The sequence below is a fragment of the Rhodanobacter sp. Soil772 genome (assembly GCF_001428385.1).
In the GTDB taxonomy this organism is placed as follows: Bacteria; Pseudomonadota; Gammaproteobacteria; order Xanthomonadales; family Rhodanobacteraceae; genus Rhodanobacter.
Genome location: NZ_LMSK01000002.1, coordinates 371,734 through 391,777, shown reverse-complemented (window position 1 = coordinate 391,777; position 20,044 = coordinate 371,734). Strand labels below are relative to the sequence as shown.

The 20,044-nt window shown below is 66.9% G+C and carries 17 protein-coding genes; 11 read left to right on the top strand and 6 right to left on the bottom strand.

The window, feature by feature from the left end:
* Nucleotides 1–21: 21 nt before the first annotated feature.
* The 4 genes from ASG75_RS08500 to ASG75_RS08485 form a co-directional block, all read right to left on the bottom strand.
* Complete coding sequence (locus ASG75_RS08500; protein WP_056387907.1) at nucleotides 22–1,233, bottom strand: dipeptidase; 1,212 nt, start codon at nucleotides 1,231–1,233, stop codon at nucleotides 22–24.
* Nucleotides 1,230–2,534 (bottom strand): diaminopimelate decarboxylase, encoded by a 1,305-nt coding sequence (gene lysA / locus ASG75_RS08495; protein WP_056387905.1) that lies wholly within the window; start codon nucleotides 2,532–2,534, stop codon nucleotides 1,230–1,232. The genes ASG75_RS08500 and lysA overlap by 4 nt, the downstream gene beginning before the upstream one ends.
* An 83-nt stretch (nucleotides 2,535–2,617) precedes the next feature.
* Nucleotides 2,618–5,617 (bottom strand): TonB-dependent receptor, encoded by a 3,000-nt coding sequence (locus tag ASG75_RS08490; protein ID WP_056387903.1) that lies wholly within the window; start codon nucleotides 5,615–5,617, stop codon nucleotides 2,618–2,620.
* Between the two features lie 58 nt (nucleotides 5,618–5,675).
* Nucleotides 5,676–7,214: a transglutaminase-like domain-containing protein gene (locus ASG75_RS08485; protein ID WP_056387901.1), complete on the bottom strand. Its 1,539-nt coding sequence runs from the start codon at nucleotides 7,212–7,214 to the stop codon at nucleotides 5,676–5,678.
* Nucleotides 7,215–7,380: 166 nt separating this feature from the next.
* Between ASG75_RS08485 and ASG75_RS08480 the strand changes: the two genes are divergently transcribed.
* The 10 genes from ASG75_RS08480 (at nucleotide 7,381) to ASG75_RS08435 (ending at nucleotide 17,409) form a co-directional block, all read left to right on the top strand.
* Nucleotides 7,381–8,532 carry a DUF819 family protein gene (locus tag ASG75_RS08480; RefSeq protein WP_056387900.1) on the top strand — a complete coding sequence of 384 codons (1,152 nt, stop codon included), beginning with the start codon at nucleotides 7,381–7,383 and terminating at the stop codon, nucleotides 8,530–8,532.
* Nucleotides 8,533–8,558: 26 nt separating this feature from the next.
* On the top strand, nucleotides 8,559–9,962 hold the full coding sequence (locus ASG75_RS08475; RefSeq protein ID WP_056387898.1) for an SH3 domain-containing protein: 1,404 nt from the start codon (nucleotides 8,559–8,561) through the stop codon (nucleotides 9,960–9,962).
* Nucleotides 9,963–10,013: 51 nt separating this feature from the next.
* Nucleotides 10,014–11,111, top strand: a complete 1,098-nt coding sequence (locus tag ASG75_RS08470) for a dipeptide epimerase (protein WP_056387896.1) — start codon at nucleotides 10,014–10,016, stop codon at nucleotides 11,109–11,111.
* Nucleotides 11,111–11,968: a MurR/RpiR family transcriptional regulator gene (locus tag ASG75_RS08465; protein ID WP_056387894.1), complete on the top strand. Its 858-nt coding sequence runs from the start codon at nucleotides 11,111–11,113 to the stop codon at nucleotides 11,966–11,968. The genes ASG75_RS08470 and ASG75_RS08465 overlap by 1 nt, the downstream gene beginning before the upstream one ends.
* A gap of 89 nt (nucleotides 11,969–12,057) precedes the next feature.
* Nucleotides 12,058–12,837 (top strand): L,D-transpeptidase family protein, encoded by a 780-nt coding sequence (locus ASG75_RS08460; protein WP_056387891.1) that lies wholly within the window; start codon nucleotides 12,058–12,060, stop codon nucleotides 12,835–12,837.
* The gene (locus ASG75_RS08455; protein WP_056387889.1) at nucleotides 12,834–14,069 is read left to right on the top strand and encodes a dicarboxylate/amino acid:cation symporter; all 1,236 of its coding nucleotides are present in this window, start codon (nucleotides 12,834–12,836) and stop codon (nucleotides 14,067–14,069) included. Before ASG75_RS08460 ends, ASG75_RS08455 begins: the two co-directional genes overlap by 4 nt.
* A gap of 107 nt (nucleotides 14,070–14,176) precedes the next feature.
* Nucleotides 14,177–14,773: an aminodeoxychorismate/anthranilate synthase component II gene (locus tag ASG75_RS08450; RefSeq protein ID WP_056387887.1), complete on the top strand. Its 597-nt coding sequence runs from the start codon at nucleotides 14,177–14,179 to the stop codon at nucleotides 14,771–14,773.
* Nucleotides 14,770–15,828: an anthranilate phosphoribosyltransferase gene (gene trpD / locus ASG75_RS08445; protein ID WP_082547533.1), complete on the top strand. Its 1,059-nt coding sequence runs from the start codon at nucleotides 14,770–14,772 to the stop codon at nucleotides 15,826–15,828. The genes ASG75_RS08450 and trpD overlap by 4 nt, the downstream gene beginning before the upstream one ends.
* Nucleotides 15,829–15,916: 88 nt before the next feature.
* A complete protein-coding gene (trpC, locus tag ASG75_RS08440) occupies nucleotides 15,917–16,711 on the top strand; it encodes an indole-3-glycerol phosphate synthase TrpC (RefSeq protein ID WP_056387883.1) in 795 nt (264 codons plus the stop codon).
* Between the two features lie 5 nt (nucleotides 16,712–16,716).
* Nucleotides 16,717–17,409 (top strand): HAD-IB family phosphatase, encoded by a 693-nt coding sequence (locus ASG75_RS08435; protein WP_056389178.1) that lies wholly within the window; start codon nucleotides 16,717–16,719, stop codon nucleotides 17,407–17,409.
* Nucleotides 17,410–17,431: 22 nt separating this feature from the next.
* Here the strand turns inward: ASG75_RS08435 and ASG75_RS08430 are convergent, their stop codons facing one another.
* Both ASG75_RS08430 and crp read right to left on the bottom strand, forming a co-directional pair.
* Nucleotides 17,432–18,175: a sulfite exporter TauE/SafE family protein gene (locus ASG75_RS08430; RefSeq protein WP_056387881.1), complete on the bottom strand. Its 744-nt coding sequence runs from the start codon at nucleotides 18,173–18,175 to the stop codon at nucleotides 17,432–17,434.
* Nucleotides 18,176–18,267: 92 nt separating this feature from the next.
* Complete coding sequence (gene crp, locus ASG75_RS08425) at nucleotides 18,268–18,969, bottom strand: cAMP-activated global transcriptional regulator CRP (protein WP_056387876.1); 702 nt, start codon at nucleotides 18,967–18,969, stop codon at nucleotides 18,268–18,270.
* A gap of 288 nt (nucleotides 18,970–19,257) precedes the next feature.
* Between crp and speD the strand changes: the two genes are divergently transcribed.
* Complete coding sequence (gene speD, locus ASG75_RS08420) at nucleotides 19,258–20,043, top strand: adenosylmethionine decarboxylase (protein ID WP_056387873.1); 786 nt, start codon at nucleotides 19,258–19,260, stop codon at nucleotides 20,041–20,043.
* Nucleotide 20,044: the final 1 nt, after the last annotated feature.

The following is a 20,044-nucleotide window of genomic DNA, read 5'->3' as shown; positions in this document are numbered from 1 at the left end:
CGCAGGGGAGGGAGCATGGCGTCAGTGCTGCGCATGGCGCTCGACCTCGCCCCACACGCGCAGCAGGTTGCCGCCCCACAGCTTGGCGATGTCGGCGTCGCTGAAACCGGCCTTGCGCAGGGCGGCGGTGACGTTGCGGGTTTCGCTGGCGTCCTTCCAGCCGGTGATGCCGCCGCCGCCGTCGAAGTCGGAGGCGAGGCCGACGTGGTCGATGCCGGCGACCTTCACCATGTGGCGGATCTGCTTCACGTAGTCGTCCAGCGTGGCCAGCGGATACTTCTTCTGGATCTCGGCCATGCCCGCTTCCATCGCGGGCCGGTAGTCGTCGCTGTCGCTGTCGTATTCCTTCTCGCCGGCCTGTTTGGCGATGGCGTTCTGCAGTTTCTTTTCTGCGGCTTCGCGGCCCGGATCCTTCTTCAGGAATTCCTTGTAGGCGACGGCGTCGATCACGCCGCCTTTGGCAGCGATCGCGCGCAGCAGGTCGTCGGGCAGGTTGCGCGGGTGGTCGAGTACGGCGCGGGCGCCGGAGTGCGAGGCGATGAGCGGCGTGCTGGACGCCTTGAGCGCGTCGCGCACGCAGTTGTCCGAGGCGTGCGAGATGTCGACCAGCATGCCGAGCTGGTTGGCGCGCTTCACCACGGCGCGGCCGAAGTCGCTCATGCCGGTGTCGCCGGCGCTGTTCATCGCCGGCTCGCCATGCTCGGTATCGGGCAGCGAGCTGGTGCACAAGTCGTTGTTGCCGACGTGGACCAGGCCGACCGAGCGCGCGCCGCGATCGAACGCGGCGTCGAGGCGGCGGATGTCGTGGCCGAGCGAGTAGGCGTTCTCGATCTCGATCGTGGCCGAGAGCAGGCCGGCCTTGCGGTTGGCCATCAGTTGTTCGGGCGTGGTGGCCAGGCGGATGCGGTCGGGATACATCATCAGCATGCGGCCGATGCCGTCGTATTTCTGGCTGGCCTGTTTCACCGCCTTGGCGTAGCCGGCGGCGTCGAGCTTGTGCTGCGGCACCCAGACCACGAAGAACGCCGCGTTCAGGCCGCCATGTTCCATCTTGCCCAGGTCGACCAGCAGGCGGGTGTCGTGTCCGACGTCGAAGCGCGGCTCGCCCATGTAGTTGAAGGGGATGTCGACGTGGGTGTCGATGGTGACTGGTGGGTCCTGCTGCGCTTGCGCGGGCAGCGTGCCGGCGAAGCTCAAGGCGGCGAGGAGGGCAAGGCGGGCAGTCGTGTTCATGGCGTTTCCCAGTTCCGGGCCGGCTGTTCGCCGGCGATCATTTCCTCGAAGTGCTGGCGCCGCCGCACCACGGCGTAGCGGCCCCGCTGCAGCAGTACCTCGGCGGCGAGCGGCCGCGAGTTGTAGGTGGAGGCCATCGACGTACCGTACGCGCCGGTGGCCTTGATCAGCAACAGGTCGCCGGCCGCGCATTCGGGCAGTTCGCGTGCGCGGGCGAAGGTGTCGCCGGTCTCGCAGACCGGACCGACGATGTCGTAGGTGGTCATCGGGCGCAGCTCGTCCGCTACCGGCACGATGTCGTGCCAGGCGTCGTACAGGCTGGGCCGCTGCAGGTCGTTCATCGCCGCGTCCAGCACCAGGAAGGTGCGTTCGATACCGGGCTTGACGCGGATCACCCGGGTCAGCAGCACGCCCGCCTCGGCGACCAGGTAGCGGCCCGGCTCCAGCAGCAGCTTGCCGCGGTAGTCGGCCAGCGCCTCGCGGATCACGCCGACGTAGTCGGCTGCGGCCACCGGCTGATCCACGCCAGCGCGATAGCACACGCCCAGCCCGCCGCCGACGTCGATGCTGTGGATCGGATGGCCGGCCTGCTCGAGTTCGCGCCAGAACGCGGCGACCCGCTGCAGCGCGAGGCGGAACGGTTCGACGCTGAGGATCTGCGAGCCGATGTGCACGTGCAGGCCGTCGAGTTGTACGTGGGTGAGTTGGCTGCGTTCGGCGAACCAGCGGCGCGCCTCGTCGATGCTGACGCCGAACTTGTTCTCCGACTTGCCGGTGGAGATCTTCGCGTGGGTGTGCGCGTCCACGTCGGGGTTGATACGCACGGCGGCGCGCGCGGTCACCTGCTGCGCGCGGGCCACGCGCTGCAGGGTGTGCAGCTCGTCCAGCGATTCGACGTTGAAGCGCATGATGCCGACGTTCAGCGCGCCGGCGATTTCATCGGCGCTCTTGCCGACGCCGGAGAACACGATGCGCTCGGCCGGCATGCCGGCGTTGAGGGCGCGGCGCAGTTCGCCGACCGAGACGATGTCGGCGCCGACGCCGGCGCTGGCCATCAGCTGCAGGATGGCGAGGTTCGGGTTGGCCTTGACCGCGAAGCAGATGGTGGCATCGAGGCCGGCCAATGCGGCCTGCAGCTCGTCGATGCGCTGCCTGATCGCGCTGGCGGAATAGGCATGGAATGGGGTGGGAATGTGTTCGGCCAGTTGCCGCAGGTCGACGCCGTCGAACATGCCATGGGCACTATCCGTTTCCCGGGCGGTTTCCTGCGCTGCGGGGCGGCTCGTCATCTGCGTGGACATGGGCTCGTTATCAGTAGTTGGTGCGGTGGTACCGGAAAAAAGAGCGGCCCGCCACTCGGGCGGGCCGCGATCGGGGAGGACGATCAGAAGTTGATGGACATGGTCAGCTGGGTGAACCGCGGCGACTGGAAGCCCAGCGGTTGGCGGAACGTGTCGCTGGTGGAATTGGAGATGGACGTCTGCAGATCCTGGTCCACCGCCGTGGTGTGCTTCTGGTTGAGCAGGTTGTAGACGGCCAGCTTCACGCGGAATTCGCCGCCATCGAACGGCTGGATGTAGCTGAGGCCGGCGTTGAGCGTGAAAGTCCACGGCATGCGGCCGTACTTGCCGCGCGGCGAACGCTCGTAGACGCGATCCTCGGACGCCGGCGCATCGCAGTTCTGCACGCAGATGAAATAGCTGTGGTAGTTGGTGGCGTCGTAGGGGTTGCCCACGCCGAAGCCGGTGATCGGCCCGCCGGAGGCCACGTTCATGTCGGCGCCAAGTTGCCAGTGCGGGGTGAGTGCATAGTTGCCGCGCAACTTGAACTGGTGACGGCGGTCGTTCGGCAGGTAGCCATCGCCGCCCAGGTTGACCCAAGGGTCGTCGAAGTTCTCGGTGCGGCCGGTATCGTCGAAATCAGTGTCCGAGTTGACCGGGCCTTCGGCGTTGCCGCGGTTCCACGACATCGTGTACGAGGCATTCATCGACCACTTCTCGTCCCACGCGCGGTTCAGCTGCAGCTCGACGGCGGCGTAGGTGCGCTTGGGCTTCACCCAGCCGCGCTGGCCCAGGTAGTTGCCGTCCGCGTCGTACATCGCCCAGCCTTCCTTCGACGTGTCGACGGTGAGATAGCCGTCGGCGGTGCCGTCGCAGTTGGTGTCGCCCCATACCGTGACTTTCTTGCCCGGGTTGGCCATCACCCAGCCGATGTAGCCGTTTTCACCGCACTGCGCGGTGGCGCTGATCTCCATGTCGTCGATCGCGTTGTGCAGGCGCCGGTAGGTGGCGCTGGCGCCCCACGACCACTGCGAACTGATCAGCTGCTGGAAGCCCAGGATCGCCTCGTCCTGGTAGACGGGGTCCATGTCGTGGTCGACTTCCGAACGCAGGTCGCCCACCGTGCCGTCACCCTGCGAATTGTCGACCGCACCGATCTGCGGCCCGAGTTTCGGGATGGCGTATTGCACACCGTTGAGGGTCTGGTAGTCCCAGCCATCGAACGCGTAATAGGTGCGCTCGTCGAGCAGGCCGCCGGCCTGCTTGATGTTGATCACGTTGGCCACCGGCAGGAAATAACGGCCGAGGTTGCCGAAGATCTTGGTGCTGCCGTCGCCCTTCACGTCCCAGGAGAAACCCAGCCGTGGCGCGATCTGGCGGCTCATCTTGATGTAGCTTTTGCCCGCGGCATCCTGGTTGTCGAAGCTGTCGTTGCGCACGCCGGCGTTGAGCACCAGGTTGGGCGTGACCTGCCAGTTGTCCTCGATGTAGTAGGCGGCGTTCTTGGTGGTGAACGTGCCGGAGATTTCGTAGCGACGCGCGCGGATGTAGGCGTCGTAGCCGGCCGGCACCACGCCGCCGTTGGAGATGGTGGAGCCGGCGCTGGCGGCATACAGGTTGTAGTAGTACGCGCCCGGCCCGGCGTAGTGGCGGTTGTAGTCGGAGGTGTCGTTCTCGTGGTCGTAGCCGAAGCGCAGCAGGTGGTCGCCCAGCGTCCACTCGAAGTCGGCACGCGCCTGCTTGCGGATGTCATTGCGCTCGTACACGGTCGAGCTGCTGGTACAACCCAGCTGCACGCCCGGGTTGTGGATCTGCAGGAACGCATTGTTTGCGGACACGTAGTTGCAGTTGAGATCCAGCTGCGAGCGAGTGAATGCCTCGCGCTCGTTGCGGCCGTACATCAGCTTCATCGACAGGTCGTTGGTGAGGTAGCTGGTCCAGGTCAGTGCCCAGTCCTTGCCACCGGTATCGGTGAAAACCTTGTTGGTCTTGGTGCCGATGGTGTTGGTGTCGAAGTCGTAGCTGTAGACGTCGCCGGTGTTCTTGTTCTTGTCGGAGAACGCCATCAATTGCAGCACGTTGCTGTCGGTGATGTTCCAGTCGATCGTGGTACCCCAGAAGCCGGTGTCCGCATTGTTGGAAGTCAGCGTGGTACCGGCGTTGTTGGTGTTCCTCGGGCTGCTGCCACGGGCTTCGTACATGGCGAACATGAACAGCTTGTCCTTGACGATCGGGCCGGATGCCCAGACGTTCGTCTTCACCAGCGAGCCCTGGTCGCGACTGGCGGTGAGGTAGCGATGGCCGTCGGCGTCGTACTGGTCGTCGGCCCGTGAGTGCCAGTTGCCCGGCTCCAGGGTGATCTCCACGCCGCCCTTCAACTCATTCGTGCCGGAGCGCGCCACCGCGTTGACCACGCCGCCGGTGGTGCGGCCGAACTCGACCGAGTAGCCGCCGGTCTTGACCTGAAACTGGTCGTAGAACGCGAACGGCGCTTCGGAGAAGCCGTTGCGGTTGTAGAAGTCGGTCACGTTGAGGCCGTTGACGTAGAACGCGTTCTCCGCGATCGACGAACCGCCGAAGGAGATACCGCCGAAGGCAGCGTTGCCCTTGACCACACCCGGCGCCAGCAGGGCGACCGAAGTGACGTTCTGGTCGACCGGCAGGCGCACCAGTTCCGCGCGGGAAACGTTGGTGGCCGATTCGGTCGAGGTGACGTCGATCACCGGCAGGCCGGTGCCGACGACGTGGATGGTCGACAGCTCGGTGGCGTTCGGCGTGGCGGCCAGATCCAGCGTGGTGGCGTTGCCCAGGCTGACGGTGACGGTGTGCGGCTGGCCCAGCGGCTGGCCATCCTTGCTGGCGCTGAGGGTGTAATCGCCTACCGGCAGGAACGGGAAGCGGTAGTTGCCGCGCTGGTCGGCGGTGATGGTGCGGGTCAGACCGGTCGCCGGATTCACGGCGGTAATCACCGCTCCGGGCTGGGCATGGCCCACCACCGAACCGTCATTGTTACCTGCGAATGCCGCCGGTACCGCCAGTGATGCCAGGCCAAGGCCGAGCGCCATGCAGAGTACGGTCCTGCGCAATGTCCGGGTGTTGCTCATTTCCCCATCTCCCTCATCGACGCCGTCGATGCCATGTTTATGAAAAGCTGCCGGTTGGTTATTTGCCGCTGCGTCCGTGCGCCGCTGGCAGGACCTGCCAGTCGAAGTCGTAGTCCAGTTGGTCGAAGTAGAGGTTGCCGCCGCGCCATTCGGCCTCGCCGCGTTGCGAGTCCACGTCGTCGGAACGGAAATGCCGTTTGGACGGCTGGAAGCGACGCCCGAAGTCGTCGTTGAACGCGATGCGGTAGTTGTCGAGCCCGCCGAGGTAGAACCACTCCAGCGACTTGTCGTCGCCCGGCGCCGGGTGCAGGCGGCCGGTGGTGACGTCCATCGGCACCCAGCCGTACGGCGCCAGGTACAGGTAGCCCCAGTCGTGGATGTTGCTGTAGCGGCTGCCGTCGTCGCTGCCGTTGTCGAAGTACACCATGCCCGATTGCCAGCGCGTGGGGATGCCGTTGAGGCGCAGCAGGGTCATCAGCAGCAGGGTCTGCTGGCCGCAGTCGGCGTGGCCGGCGTGCAGCGCGTAGTCGCTGATGTTGGAAATGGTGGAGTACTCGCGCGCACCGGCCCACGGAATTTTGTCGACCGCGGCGAACAGTTTCTGCGCGATGCGATAGGGGTTCTTCTCGTCGCCGACCACGTCGTGCGAGAACTTGCGCATTGCGTCGGTGAACACGATGTGCGGCGCGCGCTCGGCCACGAACGGCGCCAGTGCCGGCGTGATGGTTTCCGGCTGCACCTTGGCTGGGTCGATCGCGTGGTACTGCGCGAACAGGGTCAGCTCGTAGGTGACCGAGAACACCGTTTTCTGGCCGGCCATCGCGGGTTTTTCCAGGTATACCGTGCGCTGCATGGCCGACTCGGGCGCGATCCGGTGTTTCGCCGGCACGCTGGCGACGTAGCGGATGTCTTCCTGCTGGCCCGGCACCGCGCGCGGGTACGGGATCCACGCACGCACGGTCTCGCCGGCAGGCACCGCGTCGGCGGCGACGGTCAGCGTTTGCGTCATGCGCAGGCGGCGCGGCAGCACGCTGCTGCGGTGTTCGGCCAACGCGGTCTTGTAGATCGCGCGCTGGTGGTCGTTCAGCGATTCCATCGGGCCGTCGCCGATCGGCGTCTGCACGGCGCGCCGCGCCACCGCTTCGGGGCTGAGCCGGAACAGGTTGCCGGGCGAGCGCTTGAAGTACAGCGTGCGGCCGTCGATGACCTGGTGTTCGAACAAGCCGGCCGCGTTCCACTTGGCGAACTCGGCGTCGCTGAGGTCGGGGATCTGCTTGCGCACGCGCGCCTTGACGTCGTCGGCGCTCAGGGTGAAGTCGAGCAGGATGCGGCGCATGCGCTCACGCTGGAAGGCGAGCGCGTCGCGCGTGTCGGCGGACAGGTCGGGCTGCGCCAGCGCGCCGGTGATCGCCGCGTCGGCCGCCTTGAAGTGGCCGGCGTCGATCTGGGCGATGATGGGGGTGACCGCCTTGCCGTCGGTGCCGTTGCCGGCGAAGGCAAACGGTGCGGCGAGCAGCAGGGCGAGCAGGGACGCGACGACGCGCAAGCCGCGTGCATGGCGGCGTACTTTGGGTGCGACAGGTAGCAACGTATCCATCGACAAACGTCCCCGCAACGATTCCCCTGAAACCGCTGTGTAACACGCTTGCAAATGCCGGTCAATAATTTATGCTTCAATCGAAGTCGATAAGAATCAGCTATTCCTTGATGGTGGAAACCAGCCAGCCTGCGAATGCCCGCGAACGATCCACGAGGGGATACATGTGATCCACACGGTCTGGCCCTACCTGGCGCTGATGTTGCTGGTCGCCGGTTTGTTTCCGGCGGTGGAACGCCGCTTCGGCTGGAAGGTGTTTTCGGTGCTGCCGCCGATCGTGCTGACCTACCTGCTGGTCACCGCGCTGGCGGTTTCCGGGCTGTGGCAGGTCAACGCGGAAATCAGGGCGGCGCAGTCGATGCTGGTCTCGCACATGGTGCCGGCCCTGCTGTTCCTGCTGATGATCAACTGCGACCTGCGCGCGATCTGGCGGCTCGGCCCGCGCGTGCTGGGCGTATTCGCCTGCACCTCGCTGAGCCTGTTCGTGGCCTTCATCGGCACCTACCTGGTCTATCGCCACTGGCTGCCCGGCAACGACTGGCAGCCGCTGGCCGCGCTCTCCGGCAGCTGGGTCGGCGGCACCGCGAACATGATCGCGGTGAAGCAGGCGATCGGCATGTCCGACACGTACCTGGCGATGTCGTTGCTGACCGATGCGCTGGGTTACTCGATGTGGGTGGTGGTGCTGTTCTCGGTGGCGCGGCTGGCGCCGGCGTTCAACCGCTGGACCCGGGCGAAGTCCAGCGGCGACATCCCGCTGGCGCCGGTGAAAGCCAAGGCGCCGACCACCTACGACAGCGTGCTGCTGTGGCTGGGCATGGCGCTGGCGGTGGCGGCGCTGTCGGGTTGGCTGGCCGGCTGGCTGCCGGTTTCCGGCATGATCAGCGCGACCACCTGGACGATCCTGCTGGCCACCGGCTTCGGCTTGGTGGTGGCGCACACGCCGCTGGCGGAGTTCCCCGGCGCCAGCACGATTTCCAGCGCGATGCTGATCAGCGTGGTGGCGGTGCTGGCTTCGCAGAGCAACTTCCAGGGCATCGCCGCGGCGCCGCTGTACCTGCTGTGCGGCGTCACCATCATCGCGATCCACGCGGTGCTGCTGGTCGGCTGCGCCAAACTTTTCCGCTTCGACCTGTACCTGTGCGGGATCTCCTCGCTGGCGCATATTGGCGGCGTGGCGGCCACGCCGATCCTGGCGGCCAGCTATTCGGCTGCACTGGTGCCGGTCGGTATCCTGCTGGCGCTGCTCGGCTACATCCTGGGCACCGGCTTCGGCCTGCTGGTGGCGACGATCCTGTCCACGCTGGCGGCCACCTGATGCGGTTTCAAGAAAGGACCAAGACGATGCGACTTCCCCTGCTTGCTGTCACCGTGCTTGCGCTCGCCTTCGCCGGCGCACCGCTGCAGGCGCGCGAGGCGAACGATGCGTTGACCGTGCCGCCGTCCGGCGTGCTCGGCGTCGGCGAGGCGCAGCTCACGCCCGCGTTCTGGATCGGCCTGCAGGCGCAGCCCGATCGGGTGATCCTCGACCGCGCCGCGATCGAGGCGCAGAACGCGAAGCTGCTGCAGGTCGATCCGTCGATGCACGACCTGCACGCGTTGCCGAAAGCCCTGAGCCGCGAGCAGGTCGCCGGCTGGATCGAGGCGCTGTCCGAGCGGCCGAATCGCCCGCTGTTCGACGTCGACGGCCAGCCGGTGCCGGCCGCCACGCTGGATGCCGTGGTCGGCAACCTCGCGCTCGATGCGATTCCCGCGCAGCAGAAGACACGCTACGGCCTGGTGGTGCGCCGCGCTGCGCTGCGCACGTTCCCCACCACGCTGCGCGTGTTCAGCGAAAAGGGCGACACCGACATCGACCGCTTCCAGGAAACGGCCGAGTTCCCCGGCACGCCGGTGGCGATCGTGCACGCCAGTGCCGACGGCCAGTGGCTGTTCGTGGTCAGTCCGCGCTACGCCGCCTGGACCGAGAAAGAGAACGTGGCCGAAGGCAGCGCCGCGCAGGTGTTCGGCTACGCCGACAAGACCCCGTACCGGGTGATCACCGGCGCCGTCGAGCGCACCGTGTTCACCCGCGAGCAGCCGGCGGTATCGCAATTGCAGCTGGACATGGGCACGCGCGTGCCGCTGCTGACGAAGCTGCCGCCGGATCAGCCGGTCAACGGCCAGACGCCGTACGCCGCGCACGTGATCGAACTGCCGCTGCGCCAGGCCGACGGCTCGCTGGCGTTCACCCCGGCGCTGCTGCAGAAGAACACCGACACCGCCGCCGACTACCTGCCGCTGACCCGCGCCAACCTCATCGGCCAGGCGTTCAAGTTCCTCGGCGAGCGCTATGGCTGGGGCCACGCCTACGACGGCCGCGACTGCAGCGGTTTCGTTTCCGACGTGTACCGCAGCATGGGCGTGCAGATGCCGCGCAACACCAGCAAGCAGGCGATCAGCCCGGCGCTGGAACACCGCGCGTTCACCGCGAAGGATAGCCGCGAGGAGCGCCTCAAGGCCGCGCACGAATTGCAGGTGGGCGACCTGGTCTACATCCCCGGCCACGTGATGATGGTGATCGGCCAGTTGCACGGCCAGCCGTACGTGATCCACGACGTCGGCGGCATGAGTTACCGCAAGGCCGACGGCAGCAAGGCGCGGATCAAGCTCAACGCGGTGTCGGTAACCCCGCTGCTGCCGCTGCTGTTCAACGACAAGCAGACCTTTGTCGACCGCATGACCAGCATCGTGCGCATCCGCCACTGAGCGCGCCTGCACCAAAAAGAAAAAGGACACAGATTCCATGAAGGCTTGCCCATGAAAATCACCGACATCCAGTTCGGCATGCTGCGGGTGCCGCTGAAGACCCCGTTCAAGACGGCGCTGCGCACGGTCAACCTGGTCGAGGACATCGTGGTGATGGTGCACACCGACTCGGGCCAGGTCGGTTACGGCGAGGCGCCGGCCACCGCGGTGATCACCGGCGACACCCACGGCTCGATCATCGACGCGATCCGCCACTACATCTCGCCGCGGCTGATCGGCCAGGACATCGCCGACCTCAACCACCTCACTCAGCTGATCCAGTCTTCGATGGAGAAGAACACCAGCGCCAAGGCGGCGGTGGAGATCGCGGTATACGACTTGTGGGGCCAGCTCTACAGCGCGCCGCTGTACAAGCTGCTCGGCGGCGGCGACCCGGTGATCACCACCGACATCACCATCAGCGTCGACTACATCGACAAGATGGTGGCCGACTCGGTCTCCGCGGTGGAACGCGGCTTCGAATCGCTGAAGATCAAGGTGGGCAAGGACATCGGCGTCGACATCGAGCGGGTCAAGGCGATCTACGCGGCGGTGGAAGGGCGTGCGCTGCTGCGGCTGGACGCGAACCAGGGCTGGACCGCCAAGCAGGCGGTGTACGCGCTGCAGACGCTGGAGGACGCCGGCATCAAGCTGGAGCTGATCGAGCAGCCGGTGAAGGCGCGTGACCTGGCCGGCATGCGCTACGTCACCGAGCGCGTGCACACCCCGGTGATGGCCGACGAGAGCGTGTTCGGCCCGATGGAGGTGATCGAGCTGATCCGCCTGCGCGCGGCCGACATCATCAACATCAAGCTGATGAAGACCGGCGGCATCTCCAACGCGATCCGCATCGCCGACATCGCCGGCATGCACGGCATCGAGTGCATGATCGGCTGCATGCTGGAAACCAGCATCAGCGTGGCCGCCGCGGTGCACGTGGCGGTGGCGAAGTCCAACGTGATCACCAAGATCGACCTGGACGGCCCGTCGCTGTGCCAGTTCAATCCGGTCGACGGTGGGGTAATCTTCAACGAGTCGGAAATCTCGGTGACGGATGCACCAGGCCTGGGCATCCGCGAGATCCGCGGATTGGAGAGGATCGAAGCCTGATGTCGCCGCTGGTCAAAATCCGTTCGGAACGCGACCAGATGTCGGCAGTGGAGCGGCGCATCGCCGACTTCATCCTGGAGAACGCGCAGCTGCTGCGCGACTACTCTTCGCAGCAACTGGCCAATGCGCTGGGGATCAGCCAGTCCAGCGTGGTCAAGTTCACCCAGAAGCTGGGCTTCAAGGGCTATCCGGACCTGAAGTATTCGGTCGGCGAGGCGATCGCGCGCGCCGACAACGGCGACACGCCGCAGGTCGCGGCGGCGAGCGGCGGCGAAGGTGGCGGCTCGTCCGCCGGCAACCTGTGGCGGCGCAAGTCCGAGGCCGAGGAGGCGACCCGGCTGATCAATCTGCCGGAAACCCTGCAGGCCGTGGCCGACGCGATCGAGCAGGCCGGCCGTGCCGGCAAGGTGTTCATCATCGGGCTGGGCGAGGACGACATCCACGCGCGCGGCTTCGCGCTGAAGCTGTCGCTGCTGGGCATCCTCACCGTGCACAATTTCGACACCGCGCGGATGACCGCGAACGTCTCCGCAGCCAGCGCCGGCGACGTGCTGCTGGTGTTCTCCGAGCACGGCAACCATCCGGCGCTGTGCAAGATTGCCCGCTACTTCCGCGAGCGTCGCGGCCAGGTGATCACGGTGACGCGGCACACCGCGAACCCGCTGCGCACGCTGGCCGATCTCTCCCTGGTGGTGTCGGCGCACGACGAATTGCCGTACATCCAGCCGCTGCTGTACCAGTCGGCGCTGCAGCACCTGCTCGACGGCGTGTTCGTGCAGTTGTGCGAAGGCCACGACGATCGCCACGCGCAACTGCTGGCCAACCTCGACCGCATCCAGCTGATGCTGGAGCCGTAACCACGGGAATCGGGAATCGAGGCAAGAGCAACACCCCTGGCCGACTCCCACACTTGTTGCGTGATGCTCAACTACTGGATGGAAAGCCGATGACTGTTCGCCGCCGCACCCTTGCCCTGCTGACGTTTGCCATCACGCTTGCCGGAGCCGCGCATGCCGGCGCCGCGACCACGCCCTGGCACGACGCCCGCCAGCTGGTGCTGGTCACCACCGCCGGCTGGAACGCGAACCATGGCACCCTGCGCACGTTCGCGCGCGACGGCGACGGTTGGCATGAAGTGCGCGCCGCCACGCCGGTGACCATCGGCAAGAACGGCGCCGGTTGGGGGCTGGGCCTGAACGCGCCGCAGCATGACGGGCCGCTCAAGCGCGAGGGCGACAACCGCAGCCCGGCCGGCGTATTCCGCATCGGCGAGGCGTTCGGCTACGCCGCCCACGCGGCCACCGCGCTGCCGTACCGCGCGCTCACCGCCACCGATTACTGCATGGATGTCAGCGGCACGGCGCAGTACAACCGCATCGTCGACGCCAACGTGGTCGGCGCCGATGCGGTGAAGGGTTCCACCGAGCCGATGCGGCGCGACCTGCATGCGAACGGCGACCAGCGCTACCGGCTCGGCTTCGTGATCGAGCACAACGCGCAGGCGGCGCCACAGGGCGGCAGCTGCATTTTCGCGCATCTGTGGAAGTCGCCCAGCGACGCCACCGCCGGTTGCACCGCGATGACGCCGGCGGTGATGCAATCGCTGCTGGCCTGGCTGAAGCCGCAGCAGCACCCGGTCTTCGTGCTGCTGCCGCAGGCCGAGTACGAGCGGCTGCGTGCCGACTGGCAACTGCCGGTGCTGGCCGCCACGGATGCCGCGCGGTGAGTGCGACCACCCGGGTCCTGACCGGGCTGGCCGCCGGCGCGCTGATCGGCCTGCTGCTGGCCGGCTGGAACGAAACCGTGGCGTTGCAGGTGGCGAACGTGGCGCAGCCGGTCGGCAAGCTGTGGCTCAACGCGCTGCAGATGACCGTGGTGCCGCTGGTGCTGGCGCTGGTGGTGGTGGGCGTGAACACCGCCACCGACGCGGCCGCCTCGGGCCGCATCGCGCGACGCGCGATCGTGGTGTTCATCGTGGTGCTGACCGGCGGCGCGCTGTTCGCGGCGCTGGCCGCACCGCTGGTGTTCTCGCTGTTCCCGCACAATCCGGCGCTGGTCGCCGCGCTCGATCACGCCAGCGTGCCCGCAGCCGCGCAGGCGGCGCCGAACTGGATCGACACGCTGGTGGCGATCGTGCCGAATAACGCGATCATGGCCGCGGCGCAGAGCGCGATGCTGCCGCTGGTGGTGTTCGCACTGTTCCTCGGTTTCGCGCTGACCCGGATCGCGCCGGCGCGGCGCGCGCTGCTGATGGAATTCTTCCAGGCGATCGCCGACGCGATGATCGTGATCGTGCGCTGGGTATTGTGGATTGCGCCGCTGGGCGTGTTCGCGCTGATCCTTTCCGTGTGCGCGCGCTCGGGCCTGGGCATGCTCAGCGCGCTCGGCGTGTACGTGCTGGTCGAGTGCCTGCTGTACCTGGCGGTCACCGTGATGATGCTGCCGCTGGCGGTGATCTTCGGCGGCGAGCGGCTGCGCCGTTTCGCGCTGGCGCTAGTGCCGGCGCAGGTGGTGGCGATCAGCACGCAGTCGTCGCTGGCCTCGCTGCCGGCGATGCTGGAGAGCGCCGACCGTCGGCTCGGTTATCCCAAACAGGTCGCGGCGCTGGTGCTGCCGATGGCGGTGAGCCTGTTCCGCCTGACCAGCCCGGTGCAATACGTGACCTCGGCGGTGTTCATCGCTTGGGCCTACGGCATCGATCTCGGCACCGCGCAGCTGCTCGCCGGCGCGCTGCTCGCGGTGGTGATCAGCCTGGGCTCGGTCGGCCTGCCGGGCCAGGTCACCTTCATCGCCACCAACCTGCCGGTGGCGCAGGCGATGGGCCTGCCGCTCAGCCCGCTGGGCCTGATGCTGGCGGTCGACACCATTCCCGACGCGCTGGCCACGCTGGGTAACGTCACCGGCGACCTCACCGCCACCAGCGTGGTGGCGCGGCAGTCGCGGCGCGATACCGCCTGAGCGCGGACCGCCAGTCGCGACTGGCGCGGGCAGCGGAACCGAGATGGACGGCACGGCTATAATGCCGTGCCCGGCGCGCTGCGCCGCCATGTCCCGCAAGGCGCGCCATGCTCCTGATGATCGACAACTACGACAGCTTCACCTACAACCTCGTGCAGTATCTGGGCGAGTTGGGGCAGGCGGTCAAGGTGGTGCGCAACGATGCGCTGGATGTGGCCGGCATCCGCGCGCTCAAGCCCTCGCACATCATGATTTCGCCGGGGCCGGGCACGCCGGATGATTCGGGCGTATCGCTGGACGTGCTGCGCGAGCTGGCCGGCGAGATCCCGGTGTTCGGCGTATGTCTGGGCCACCAGGCGATCGGCCAGGTGTTCGGCGGCAAAGTGATCCGTGCCCGGCAGATCATGCACGGCAAGACCTCACCGGTGATCCATCGCGGGCAGGGCGTGTTTGCCGGCTTGCCGAATCCGTTCGAGGCCACGCGCTACCACTCGCTGGTGGTGGAGCAGTCGTCGCTGCCCGATTGCCTGGAAGTCACCGCGTGGACGGAAAACCCGGACGGCTCGATCGACGAGATCATGGGCCTGCGCCACAAGACGCTGGCGGTCGAGGGCGTGCAGTTCCATCCCGAATCGATCCTGACCCAGCACGGCCACGACCTGTTGCGCAATTTCCTCGGACAGCCGCTGAAGGCGGCGGCATGAACGGCCACGCACGCGCGATCACCATCACGCCACAGGAAGCCCTGCAGCGCACGATCGAGCATCGCGAGATCTTCCACGACGAGATGATCGCGCTGATGCGCCAGATCATGAACGGCGAGGTGAGCCCGCTGATGACCGCGGCGATCGTCACCGGCCTGCGCGTGAAGAAGGAAACCGTGGGCGAGATCACCGGCGCGGCGCGGGTGATGCGCGAGCTGTCGGCGAAGGTGGACGCGCCGCCGCACAACCACTTCGTCGACATCGTGGGCACCGGCGGCGATGGTTCGTCCAGCTTCAACATCTCCACCACGGCGATGTTCGTGGCGGCGGCGGCTGGCGCGTGCATCGCCAAGCACGGCGGGCGCAGCGTGTCGTCGAAGTCCGGCAGCGCCGATGTGCTGGAGGCGCTGGGCGCGGCGATCGAGCTGTCGCCGGCGCAGGTGGCCGCGTGCATGGCCGAGACCGACATCGGCTTCATGTTCGCGCCGAATCACCATCCGGCGATGAAGGTGGTGGCGCCGGTGCGCAAGGAAATGGGCGTGCGCACGCTGTTCAACATCCTCGGCCCGCTGACCAACCCGGCCGGTGCGCCGAACATCCTGATGGGCGTGTTCCATCCCGATCTGGTCGGCATCCAGGTGCGCGCGTTGCAGCAGCTCGGCGCGCGACATGCGCTGGTGGTGTGGGGCCGCGACGGGCTGGACGAGATTTCGCTGGGCGCGGCGACCCTGGTCGGTGAACTGCGCGATGGCGTGGTGCGCGAGTACGAGGTGGAGCCGGAGGATTTCGGCCTGGCGATGGCGTCCAGTCGCAACCTGCGCGTGGAAAATGCGGACGAGTCGAAGACGATGCTGCTGGAGGTGCTGCAGGGGCGCCCCGGCGTGGCGCACGACATCGTCTGCCTGAACGCCGGTGCGGCGCTGTATACGGCCGATCTGGCCGGATCGATCGGCGCCGGCATCGAGCTGGCCCGTGCCGCGATTGCCAGCGGCGCCGCGCATGCGAAAATGCAGGTCTTCGTGGCGGCCACGCGACGGCTTGCCAATTCGCAGTAGGGCGTACATGGTGCGCGAAGCTGCTGCAGCCGGTGTACCGGTGCCTTGTCGCGCATCGGATGCGCTCCTACACCACCAGTGAGATGCCATGACTGACATCCTCAATCGCATTCTTGCCCGCAAGGCGGAAGAGGTCGCCGAACGCCGGGCCCGGCTGCCGGAAGCCGAGCTGATCGCGCGCATCGCGGACCTGCCCGGCACCCGCGGTTTCGCTGCGGCGATCGAGGCGAAGATCGACGCCGGCCTGCCGGCGGTGATCGCCGAGGTGAAGAAGGCCAGCCCGAGCAAGGGGCTGATCCGCACGAATTTCGACCCGGCCGCGATCGCGAAGAGCTACGCGGCCGCCGGCGCGGCCTGCCTGTCGGTACTGACCGACAGCGACTTCTTCCAGGGCAGCGAGGCGTTCCTGCAGCAGGCGCGCGAAGCGTGCTCGCTGCCGGTGCTGCGCAAGGACTTCATCATCGACGCGTACCAGGTGTACGAGGCGCGCGCGATCGGCGCCGACTGCGTGCTGCTGATCGTCTCGGCGCTGGACGACGACGTGCTGCTGCAGCTGTCGCTGCTGGCGGCGGAGCTCGACCTGGACGTGCTGTGCGAGGTGCACGACGAGGAGGAACTGGAGCGCGCGATGGCGCTGCCGGTGCCGCTGATCGGCGTGAACAACCGCAACCTGCGCAACTTCGAGACCTCGCTGGAGACCTCGCTGACGCTGCAGGGGTTGATCGAGTACGACCGCATTCTGGTGGCCGAATCCGGCATCCATACGCCGGAAGACGTGGCGCGCCTGCGCGCGGGCGGCATCCAGGCGTTCCTGGTCGGCGAGGCGTTCATGCGCGCCGAGGACCCGGGCACCGAGTTGCGACGGTTGTTCTCGATCCCGTGACGGTGATGCCGGAACGCGAAGCGGTGGCGCCAGCGGGCGCGGACGCGGCATTGCCGCGCGTGGTGCTGTTCGATTTCGACGGCGTACTGATCCGCGGCGATTCGTTCTACCTGTTCATGCGCGAGCGCTACCGCCGCTCGTGGTGGCGCTGCCTGCTGGCCCTGCTGAGCACGCCGCTGCTGCTGTTGCTGCTGCCAGTCTCGCGCCGCCTGCCGATGCGCCTGCTGGTGCGCATCGCGCTGCTGGGGCTGGGCGAGCAGGGTTACCAGGTTGCCGCGAACGCATTCGCCGCCACCCTGGCGCGGCGGCCGAAGCAGTTCTGCCGCGACGGCCTGCACGCGTTGCGTCGGCACCAGGCGCAGGGCGACCGGGTGATCGTGGTGACCGGCTGCGAGCACACCCTGGTCAGCGGGATCCTGCAGCAACTGGGGCTGACCCACCTGGAGGTGCTGGCCTCGCAGTTGCGCCCCGGCTGGCTCGGCATGCGGCCGCGGTGGCACAACGTGGGCCGGCGCAAGGTGCAGTCGCTGGCCCGGCATGGACTCAGCGCGTGGCAGGTGGCGTACGGCGATTCGATGTATGACGCGGCGATGCTGAAGCTGGCCGCCGAGGCGGTGCTGGTCAACGGCACGCCCACGCTGTGCAAGAAGGTCGAGAAGGCGCTGGGCCGCGCAGTCACTCGCGTCGAGTGGTTCTGAGCGCAATCGAAAACAGAGGTGTCTACAGCAGCGTCTGCACCAGCTGACCCAGGCTGATCAGCACGATCAGGCTGCCCACCGCGGCCATCACGGCCTGCTCGGGCAGGTGGCGCACCAGCCAGGCGGCGAACGGCGCGGCGATCACGCCGCCGGTGAGCAGGCCGAGCACGATCGGCCAGTGGCCGACGCCGACATGCCAGACCAGGGTGGCGGAGGTGCAGACCGTCACCACGAATTCGGCGGCGTTGACTGAGCCGATCGTGCTGCGCACACCGCCGCCGCGTGCGATCAGGGTGCTGGTGGCCAGCGGGCCCCAGCCGCCGCCGCCGATCGCGTCGAGCAGGCCGGCGAAGAAGCCCAGCACGCCGCTGTGCTGTACCCGGTGGCGGGTCAGCCGCTTGCCGAAGGCGCGCAACAGCACCATCGTGCCGAGGATCAGCAGGTAGGCATTGACCCAGGGACGGATCGCCTCGCCCGGCACGCTGGCCAGGAAGGTTGCGCCGAGGATGCCGCCGATCGCACCGGGAATGGCCAGTTGCCAGAACAGTTTCCAGCGCACGTTGCCGAACCAGGCGTGCGCTGCGCCGGAAACGCCGGTGGTGAACACTTCGGCGGTGTGCACGGTGGCGCTGGCCACCGCCGGCGGCAGGCCCAGCGCCAGCAGGATCGAGTTGGAGACCAGCCCGTAGGCCATGCCCAGCGCGCCATCGACCAGTTGGGCGAGCAAGCCGACACCGACAAAGATGAAGAACTGTCCGTAATCCAAGCGTTGTCTCGCAAACGATGGCGGAAGCCACCCTAGACCGGTCTTCGTGAAAAAACCGGTTCAGATGGCCGACGGGTGAATCCCGCGCGGGATCAGCGCGTACCGCGCACCACGATGGTCTTGCCGGAGACGTCGATCATGCGCTGCTCCTCCAGCTGCTTGAGCACGCGGCCGACCATCTCGCGCGAGCAGCCGACGATGCGGCTCACTTCCTGGCGCGAGATGCGGATCTGGGTGCCGTCCGGGTGGGTCATCGAATCCGGCTCCTGGCACAGGTCGAGCAGGGTGCGCGAGATGCGGTTGGTGACGTCCATGAAGGCCATCCGGCTGACCTGGCGCGAGGTGCGCAGCAGACGGTTGGTCAGCTGCGAGCCGATCGCGAACAGGATCTTCGGGCATTCCTCGCGCAGCGGACCTTCCATCAGCTGGAACAGGCGCTCGTAGCTGACCTCGGCCATCTCGCACGGGGTGCGCGTGCGCACCATCGACTCGCGCTGGGCCTGCTCCACGAACAGGCCCATCTCGCCGATGAACTGGCCGCGGCTGATGTAGGCAAGAATCAGTTCGCGCCCCTGCTCGTCTTCGGTGCATACCGCCAGCGAGCCCTCGACCACGTAATACAAGGTGTTGGCCGGGTCGCCGGGTCGGATGATCGCGGTCTTGCCCGGGTAGCGCCGGCGGTGGCACAGCGCCAGGAAACGTTCCATCGCGGCCGGGTCGGGTGCGAAGCCGAGCGGAGCCTGCGAGCGTTCAAAAGCCTGTTGGAGCTGGTATTTGAGTTGCGCCACGATCATCCCCTACAGATGGTTGTCATTACAGCGGCAGTCGTTGCCACGCGCCATGCGCGTCGCTGAACCATCCTTGCAAGCTTGGCATTATGGCAAACCTGAGCGCTTGCCGCAGGTTCAATTTCTTTTCCTTTTGCCGCATACTCCGCGGTCTTCCGGATGCGGCAAGGTTGCCACATGCGGTTCACAAGGGTCGTGCAGGCTGTGCGCCTGCGCTTCACACCATACCGCGGGGACCCTTGTCGCTAACCCGCCTCTACTGCTGGCCGAACACCCGGTCATGGAGAGCCGCCCGTGGTCAAACCACTTCCCCGTCTGCGCCTGCAGGGTTTCAACAACCTGACCAAGGCGTTGAGCTTCAACATCTACGACATCTGCTACGCGGTGTCCGAGGACCAGCGCCGGCGCTACATCGAGTATATCGATGAGCAGTACGACGCCGACCGCCTGACCCAGATCCTCACCGACGTGGCCGAGATCATCGGCGCGAACATCCTCAACATCGCGCGCCAGGACTACGACCCGCAGGGCGCCTCGGTGACCATGCTGATCTCCGAGGAGCCGGTGGTGGAGAAGCTCGGCCGCGATTCGATCGCCGGCGCGGTGGTCGCGCACATGGACAAGAGCCACATCACCGTCCATACCTATCCGGAAACGCATCCGCACAACGGCATCGCCACCTTCCGTGCGGACATCGACGTGGCCACCTGCGGCGTGATCTCGCCGCTGAAGGCGTTGAACTACCTGATCGACAGCTTCGAGTCGGATATCGTGGTGTGCGACTACCGCGTGCGCGGCTTCACCCGCGACGTGAAGGGCAAGAAGCACTTCATCGACCACAAGATCAATTCGGTGCAGGACTACCTGGCCAAGCACATCCGCCAGAAGTACGAGATGTTCGACGTCAACGTGTACCAGGAAAACATGTTCCACACGAAGATGCACATCAAGGACTTCGACCTCGACACCTACCTGTTCGAGTCGCATGCCGACGACCTCTCGTTCAAGGAGCGCCAGCGCATCGAGTCGCTGCTGCGCCGCGAGATCGAGGAACTGTTCCACGGCCGCAACCTGATGTAGC

Coding starts and splice junctions, on each gene's coding strand:
- ASG75_RS08470 (WP_056387896.1), top strand. CDS start 10,014: ATGAAAATCACCGACATCCAGTTCGGCATGCTGCGGGTGCCGCTGAAG.
- ASG75_RS08500 (WP_056387907.1), bottom strand. CDS start 1,233: ATGAACACGACTGCCCGCCTTGCCCTCCTCGCCGCCTTGAGCTTCGCC.
- ASG75_RS08465 (WP_056387894.1), top strand. CDS start 11,111: ATGTCGCCGCTGGTCAAAATCCGTTCGGAACGCGACCAGATGTCGGCA.
- trpD (WP_082547533.1), top strand. CDS start 14,770: ATGAACGGCCACGCACGCGCGATCACCATCACGCCACAGGAAGCCCTG.
- crp (WP_056387876.1), bottom strand. CDS start 18,969: ATGATCGTGGCGCAACTCAAATACCAGCTCCAACAGGCTTTTGAACGC.
- ASG75_RS08490 (WP_056387903.1), bottom strand. CDS start 5,617: ATGAGCAACACCCGGACATTGCGCAGGACCGTACTCTGCATGGCGCTC.
- ASG75_RS08475 (WP_056387898.1), top strand. CDS start 8,559: ATGCGACTTCCCCTGCTTGCTGTCACCGTGCTTGCGCTCGCCTTCGCC.
- ASG75_RS08450 (WP_056387887.1), top strand. CDS start 14,177: ATGCTCCTGATGATCGACAACTACGACAGCTTCACCTACAACCTCGTG.
- lysA (WP_056387905.1), bottom strand. CDS start 2,534: ATGTCCACGCAGATGACGAGCCGCCCCGCAGCGCAGGAAACCGCCCGG.
- ASG75_RS08435 (WP_056389178.1), top strand. CDS start 16,717: ATGCCGGAACGCGAAGCGGTGGCGCCAGCGGGCGCGGACGCGGCATTG.
- ASG75_RS08485 (WP_056387901.1), bottom strand. CDS start 7,214: ATGGATACGTTGCTACCTGTCGCACCCAAAGTACGCCGCCATGCACGC.
- ASG75_RS08460 (WP_056387891.1), top strand. CDS start 12,058: ATGACTGTTCGCCGCCGCACCCTTGCCCTGCTGACGTTTGCCATCACG.
- trpC (WP_056387883.1), top strand. CDS start 15,917: ATGACTGACATCCTCAATCGCATTCTTGCCCGCAAGGCGGAAGAGGTC.